General features: G+C 60.1%; 2 protein-coding genes, 3 rRNA genes and 1 pseudogene. 2 read left to right on the top strand and 4 right to left on the bottom strand.

Annotated features, from left to right (window positions below; genetic code table 11):
* Window positions 1–84 precede the first annotated feature (84 nt).
* Window positions 85–198: pseudogene (locus BST11_RS28720) on the top strand (hypothetical protein); the annotation flags it as partial.
* Window positions 195–692 carry a methylated-DNA--[protein]-cysteine S-methyltransferase gene (locus tag BST11_RS23330; RefSeq protein WP_083140559.1) on the top strand — a complete coding sequence of 166 codons (498 nt, stop codon included), beginning with the start codon at window positions 195–197 and terminating at the stop codon, window positions 690–692. The pseudogene BST11_RS28720 and the gene BST11_RS23330, both read left to right, overlap by 4 nt.
* Before the next feature lie 50 nt (window positions 693–742).
* On the opposite strand, the gene rrf is transcribed toward BST11_RS23330, so the two are convergent.
* The 4 genes from rrf to murA all read right to left on the bottom strand — a co-directional run bounded on the left by rrf (window position 743) and on the right by murA (window position 7,465).
* Window positions 743–855, bottom strand: a 5S ribosomal RNA gene (rrf, locus tag BST11_RS23325).
* A 79-nt stretch (window positions 856–934) separates the two neighbouring features.
* A 23S ribosomal RNA gene (locus BST11_RS23320) occupies window positions 935–4,026 on the bottom strand.
* 282 nt (window positions 4,027–4,308) lie between these two features.
* Window positions 4,309–5,839: ribosomal RNA gene (locus tag BST11_RS23315) — 16S ribosomal RNA — on the bottom strand.
* The 16S, 23S and 5S rRNA genes sit together here, the layout of an rRNA operon.
* Window positions 5,840–6,211: 372 nt before the next feature.
* A complete protein-coding gene (murA, locus tag BST11_RS23310) occupies window positions 6,212–7,465 on the bottom strand; it encodes a UDP-N-acetylglucosamine 1-carboxyvinyltransferase (RefSeq protein WP_083140557.1) in 1,254 nt (417 codons plus the stop codon).
* Between the last annotated feature and the right edge of the window lie 38 nt (window positions 7,466–7,503).

Genomic DNA, 7,503 nt, shown 5'->3' with positions numbered 1-7,503 from the left:
CCCGCTACCCGACGACCTCCGCACCGCTCTGCTCAAAATCCGCGCCTGTGATGCGCACTAATTTGAGCCAAGTCGGGACTCGTCGCGCGCAGCGCCCGCTGGCGCCCGTGGCGCTCGTACGCCACCCAACACCTGTGGACGACCCTCGAGCATCCGGTAAACCATTGGCCCCCAAAGACTCCGAAGGAAGTCGCATGATCCACTACCGCACCGTCGACAGCCCGATCGGACCCCTCACCCTGGCCGGCCACGGCCCGGTCCTGACGAACCTGAGGATGGTCGACCAGACCCACGAACCCAGCCGCGCCGGCTGGTCGCCCGACGCGCGGGCCTTCGATGACGTCGTCGCGCAGCTCGCGGCCTACTTCGCCGGCGAGCTGACCGACTTCGACATCGAGCTCGAGCTGCGGGGCACGGAGTTCCAGCAGCGGGTGTGGAAGGCCCTGCTGACGATCCCGTACGGCGAGACCCGCTCGTACGGGGAAATCGCCGAGCAGATCGGCGCCCCGGGATCCGCGCGCGCCGTCGGCTGGGCCAACGGGCACAACCCTATCGCGATCGTGGTTCCATGCCACCGGGTGATCGGCGCCAGTGGCAGCCTCACCGGCTACGGCGGTGGACTCGACCGAAAGCGAACCCTGCTCGAATTGGAGAAAAAGCGCGCCGCGGTCGACCTGACGCTCTTTGACTAGCGCACGACGAATGCAAAAACACCCCCGTCGCCGGGGGTGTTTTTGTATATGTTCGGCGGTGTCCTACTTTTCCACCCTGGTGGGCAGTATCATCGGCGCTGACAGGCTTAGCTTCCGGGTTCGGAATGGGACCGGGCGTTTCCCTGTCGCTGTGGCCGCCGTAACTCTATTTAAATTGTTCTGGTGGGGGGTGTGGTATCTGGCGCGACAAATGTCGCGAAAGAATAGTGGTTGCGATTTGTGTTGGTAAGTTTTCGGCCGGTTAGTGCCAGTTCCCTGCACCCATTGCTGAGCTTCCAGGTCTGGCCTATCGAACCCGTGTTCTGCGGGGGGCCTTATCCCTCTAAAAGGGTGAGAAACCTGATCTTGGAGAAGGCTTCCCGCTTAGATGCTTTCAGCGGTTATCCTGTCCGAACGTGGCTATCCAGCGGTGCCCCTGGTGGGACAACTGGTGGACCAGAGGTTCGTCCGTCCCGGTCCTCTCGTACTAGGGACAGGTTTCCTCAAGTTTCTGACGCGCGCGGCGGATAGAGACCGAACTGTCTCACGACGTTCTAAACCCAGCTCGCGTGCCGCTTTAATGGGCGAACAGCCCAACCCTTGGGACCTGCTCCAGCCCCAGGATGCGACGAGCCGACATCGAGGTGCCAAACCATCCCGTCGATATGGACTCTTGGGGAAGATCAGCCTGTTATCCCCGGGGTACCTTTTATCCGTTGAGCGACACCCCTTCCACTCGGGGGTGCCGGATCACTAATCCCGACTTTCGTCCCTGCTTGACGTGTAGGTCTCGCAGTCAAGCTCCCTTGTGCATTTACACTCGCCACCTGATTGCCGTCCAGGTTGAGGGAACCTTTGGGCGCCTCCGTTACATTTTAGGAGGCAACCGCCCCAGTTAAACTACCCACCAGGCACTGTCCGTGAACCGGATATACGGTTCGACGTTAGGTGTCCAATACGATCAGAGTGGTATTTCAACAACGACTCCGCCCCAACTGGCGTTGAGGTTTCACAGTCTCCCACCTATCCTACACAAACCGTACCGAACACCAATACCAAGTTGTAGTGAAGGTCCCGGGGTCTTTTCGTCCTGCCGCGCGTAACGAGCATCTTTACTCGTAGTGCAATTTCGCCGAGTCTATGGTTGAGACAGTCGAGAAGTCGTTACGCCATTCGTGCAGGTCGGAACTTACCCGACAAGGAATTTCGCTACCTTAGGATGGTTATAGTTACCACCGCCGTTTACTGGGGCTTAAATTCTCCGCTTCACCCTTGCGGGTTAACGGGTCCTCTTAACCTTCCAGCACCGGGCAGGCGTCAGTCCGTATACATCGTCTTGCGACTTCGCACGGACCTGTGTTTTTAGTAAACAGTCGCTTCTCGCTGGTTTCTGCGACCGGATCCCGCTCCCAGCGCAAGGCTGTTCACGGTGTTCCGGTCCCCCTTCTCCCGAAGTTACGGGGGCATTTTGCCGAGTTCCTTAACCATAGTTATCTCGTACGCCTCGGTATGCTCTACCTGACCACCTGTGTTGGTTTGGGGTACGGGCCGTGTGTGTGCTCGCTAGAGGCTTTTCTTGGCAGCAGAGGATCACCGAATTCACCTCAATCGGCTATGCATCACCTCTCAGGATTAGTGAGCGACGGATTTGCCTATCGCTCTCCCTACGGGCTTGCCCCAGTGTTACCACTGACTGGTACGGCTACCTTCCTGCGTCACCCCATTGCTTGACTACTACCAACGAAGGTCCCACGCAGCCCCGAAACTCCATGCCCCCGAAGGGGAATGGTCGTTCCGGTTTTGGGTGGTTAGTACCGCTGATTCGTCAGGGACGCGCACACACGGGTACGGGAATATCAACCCGTTGTCCATCGACTACGCCTGTCGGCCTCGCCTTAGGTCCCGACTCACCCTGGGCGGACTGGCCTGGCCCAGGAACCCTTGGTCTTACGGCGGGCAAGGTTCTCACTTGCCTTATCGCTACTCATGCCTGCATTCTCACTCCCCCACCCTCCACCACCGGTCACCCGGCGGCTTCGCTGAACGGGGGACGCTCCCCTACCCAACCTTGCGGTTGTCGCGGCTTCGGCGGTGTGCTTGAGCCCCGCTACATTATCGGCGCACAATCACTTGACCAGTGAGCTATTACGCACTCTTTCAAGGGTGGCTGCTTCTAAGCCAACCTCCTGGTTGTCTCTGCGACTGCACATCCTTTTCCACTTAGCACACGCTTAGGGGCCTTAGCCGGCGATCTGGGCTGTTTCCCTTTCGACGTACGGAGCTTATCCCCCGCCGTCTCACTGCCACGCTTTAACACCACGGCATTCGGAGTTTGGCTGACGTCAGTAACCTAGTAGGGCCCATCGGCCATCCAGTAGCTCTACCTCCGTGGTGAAACACGCAACGCTGCACCTAAATGCATTTCGGGGAGAACCAGCTATCACGGAGTTTGATTGGCCTTTCACCCCTACCCACAACTCATCCCCTCAGTCTTCAACCTAAGTGGGTTCGGGCCTCCACGCGGTCTTACCCGCGCTTCACCCTGGCCATGGGTAGATCACTCCGCTTCGGGTCCAGAACACGCCACTCAGACGCCCTATTCAGACTCGCTTTCGCTGCGGCTACCCCACACGGGTTAACCTTGCGACGTGTCCCTGACTCGCAGGCTCATTCTTCAAAAGGCACGCCATCACCCCATAAAGAGGCTCTGACGGATTGTAGGCACACGGTTTCAGGTACTCTTTCACTCCCCTCCCGGGGTACTTTTCACCATTCCCTCACGGTACTAATCCGCTATCGGTCATCGAGGAGTATTTAGGCTTACCGGGTGGTCCCGGCAGATTCACAGCAGATTCCACGGGCCCGCTGCTACTCGGGTTTTGATACAAGGTAGGTGTCGGGTTTTCGCGTACCGGGCTCTCACCGTCTGCGGCGGACCGTCCCAGGCCACTTCCGCTAACTACGACACTTTCTGACTACCTCCCAGCCGGGTAGAGCTGAGACGTATCAATCCCACAACCCCGCACACACAACCCCTACCCGGTTACACATGCGTGCGGTTTAGCCATGTTCCGCGTTCGCTCGCCACTACTGACGGAATCACAATTGTTTTCTTCTCCTACGGGTACTGAGATGTTTCACTTCCCCGCGTTCCCTCCCGCACCCTATATATTCAGGTGCGGGTAACACGACATCACTCGTGCTGGGTTTCCCCATTCGGAAATCCTCGGATCAACGCTCGGTTGACAGCTCCCCGAGGCATATCGCAGCCTCCCACGTCCTTCATCGGCTCTCGATGCCAAGGCATTCACCATGCGCCCTTAAGCACTTACAAACACAAAAACCAAAGAAAAATTACACAAAACGAACACGCCGCACTCCATTCGGAGGGCAGCGCATCCATTTAGATGCTCGCAACCACTATCCAGTTCTCAAACACCACACCCCACCACCAAGATGGGGAGGACACCACTCGACAAACCCGAGTGTTGCCTCAGGACCCAATAGTGTGTCTGGCTTTGCTTGTTGTTGCGCACCCGACCCGCACCCACTACAGGCGCGGATCCCTCACGGCTTGCACCCCACCAGTTGGGGTGCTTTTCGTGGTGCTCCTTAGAAAGGAGGTGATCCAGCCGCACCTTCCGGTACGGCTACCTTGTTACGACTTCGTCCCAATCGCCGATCCCACCTTCGACAGCTCCCTCCCAAAGGGTTAGGCCACTGGCTTCGGGTGTTACCGACTTTCATGACGTGACGGGCGGTGTGTACAAGGCCCGGGAACGTATTCACCGCAGCGTTGCTGATCTGCGATTACTAGCGACTCCGACTTCACGGGGTCGAGTTGCAGACCCCGATCCGAACTGAGACCGGCTTTAAAGGATTCGCTTAACCTTGCGGCATCGCAGCCCTTTGTACCGGCCATTGTAGCATGTGTGAAGCCCTGGACATAAGGGGCATGATGACTTGACGTCATCCCCACCTTCCTCCGAGTTGACCCCGGCAGTCTCTCACGAGTCCCCGGCATTACCCGCTGGCAACATGAGACAAGGGTTGCGCTCGTTGCGGGACTTAACCCAACATCTCACGACACGAGCTGACGACAGCCATGCACCACCTGCACACAGGCCACAAGGGAACCGACATCTCTGCCGGCGTCCTGTGCATGTCAAACCCAGGTAAGGTTCTTCGCGTTGCATCGAATTAATCCACATGCTCCGCCGCTTGTGCGGGCCCCCGTCAATTCCTTTGAGTTTTAGCCTTGCGGCCGTACTCCCCAGGCGGGGTACTTAATGCGTTAGCTACGGCACGGATCCCAAGGAAGGAAACCCACACCTAGTACCCACCGTTTACGGCGTGGACTACCAGGGTATCTAATCCTGTTCGCTCCCCACGCTTTCGCTCCTCAGCGTCAGTTACTGCCCAGAGACCCGCCTTCGCCACCGGTGTTCCTCCTGATATCTGCGCATTCCACCGCTACACCAGGAATTCCAGTCTCCCCTGCAGTACTCCAGTCTGCCCGTATCGCCCGCACGCTCACAGTTAAGCCGTGAGATTTCACGAACAACGCGACAAACCACCTACGAGCTCTTTACGCCCAGTAATTCCGGACAACGCTCGCACCCTACGTATTACCGCGGCTGCTGGCACGTAGTTGGCCGGTGCTTCTTCTCCACCTACCGTCAATCCGAGAAAACCCGGACCTTCGTCGATGGTGAAAGAGGTTTACAACCCGAAGGCCGTCATCCCCCACGCGGCGTCGCTGCATCAGGCTTGCGCCCATTGTGCAATATTCCCCACTGCTGCCTCCCGTAGGAGTCTGGGCCGTATCTCAGTCCCAGTGTGGCCGGACACCCTCTCAGGCCGGCTACCCGTCGTCGCCTTGGTAGGCCGTCACCCCACCAACAAGCTGATAGGCCGCGGGCCCATCCCACACCGCAAAAGCTTTCCACCACAAGGCATGCGCCTCGCGGTCCTATTCGGTATTAGACCCAGTTTCCCAGGCTTATCCCGAAGTGCAGGGCAGATTACCCACGTGTTACTCACCCGTTCGCCACTCGAGTACCCCCGAAGGGGCCTTTCCGTTCGACTTGCATGTGTTAAGCACGCCGCCAGCGTTCGTCCTGAGCCAGGATCAAACTCTCCAAACAAAAACCCCTCGATATCGAGGTGAATTTACAATCAGAGATACCTGACAAGACGCCAAAACCTGGCGTCAAAAAACAGCCATACCCACACACGGGGAGTGCAAGGTATGGCCAAAAAACAACAACAAAATAAAAAGACCAAACACACTATTGAGTTCTCAAACAACACTCATGCTTGTTTTCGCCCGCTTTGCGGGCAACCCTGCCAGCTTAATACCGATCTGGCGGGGGCGTCAAGCCCCAGTTCCGGCCCACTCGTGTGGTGGCCGCTGCGGGGCAAGCCGTGCCAGGCTAGTACCGTTCCGGCGAGGGAGTCAAGGCCCCGGGATCGGCCACCTTGGCGTGGTGATCGCCCTTGTGGGGCACTGACTTTGACTACTCTACCCGCTCGATCTCGGCTCCCAAAATCGCCAGGTTTTCCACGAACAACGGATAGCCGCGGTCGATGTGGAAGACGTCGTGGACCTCGGTGTCGCCGTCGGCGACGAGCCCGGCCAGCACCAGGCCGGCGCCGGCGCGGATGTCCGAACACCACACCGGGGCGCTGGAAAGTTGCGGCAGACCCCGCACGACGGCGTGGTGCCCGTCGGTGCGGGCGTCGGCGCCCAGGCGGATCATCTCCTCGACGAACCGGAAGCGCGCCTCGAACACGTTTTCCGTGATCATCGACGTGCCGTCGGCGATCGAGGCCAGGGCGATCGCCATCGGCTGCAGGTCGGTGGGAAAGCCGGGGAACGGCAGCGTCGCGACGTTGACGGCCTTCGGGCGCTCGTACTGGCTGACCCGGAAGCTGTCGTCGGTCTGGGTGACGGTGGCGCCGGCGTCGTGCAGCTTGTGCAGCACCACCTGCAGGTGCGCCGGGTCGACGCCGGTCACCGAGATGTCTCCGCGGGTCATCGCGGCGGCGATGCCCCAGGTGGCGGCGACGATGCGGTCGCCGATCACGCGGTGTTCGGTGGGATGCAGCCGCGGAACACCGGTGATGGTCATGGTCGGCGAGCCCGCGCCCTCGATCTGAGCACCCATCTGATTGAGCATCGTGCACAGGTCGACGACGTCGGGTTCGCGCGCTGCGTTGTGGATCGTGGTGACGCCCTCGGCCACCACGGCGGCCATCAGGATGTTCTCGGTGGCACCCACCGAGGGGAATTCCAACTGAATCTCCGCGCCGCGCAACGTGTCTGCCTGGGCGACGACGCAGCCGTGCTCGATGTTGCACTGCGCACCCAGCTGCCGCAGGCCGGCCTGATGCATGTCCAGCGGACGGGATCCGATCGCGTCGCCGCCCGGCAGCGCCACCCGGGCGCGCTTGCAGCGGCCGACCAGCGGCCCGAGCACGCAGACCGACGCGCGGAACTGCCGCACGGCGGCGAAGTCGGCGTCGTACTTGGGCTCGTCGGGCGAGGTGATGCGGGCGACGTCGCCGTCTAGCTCGACGGTGGCGCCCAGGCCGCGCAACACCTCGGCCATCAGCGGCACGTCGAGAATGTCGGGGCAGTTGGTGATGGTGCTGGTGCCCTCGGCCAGCAGGGTCGCGGCCATCAGCTTGAGCACGCTGTTCTTGGCCCCCCCGACGGCGACTTCGCCGGTCAACCGGTTGCCGCCGGTCACCACGAATCGCTCAGCCACCCGCGTCAGTCTAGTGAACCCCCCCAGGGCTTGTCAGT

This window comes from Mycobacterium alsense (assembly GCF_002086635.1).
Classification (GTDB): domain Bacteria; phylum Actinomycetota; class Actinomycetes; order Mycobacteriales; family Mycobacteriaceae; genus Mycobacterium; species Mycobacterium alsense.
The sequence above is the reverse complement of the archived record's forward strand: the minus strand, read 5'-3'. Positions and strand labels throughout refer to the sequence as shown.

Excerpts from the sequence above, each read along its gene's own strand:
- BST11_RS23330 (WP_083140559.1), top strand. The coding sequence starts at position 195 with ATGATCCACTACCGCACCGTCGACAGCCCGATCGGACCCCTCACCCTG.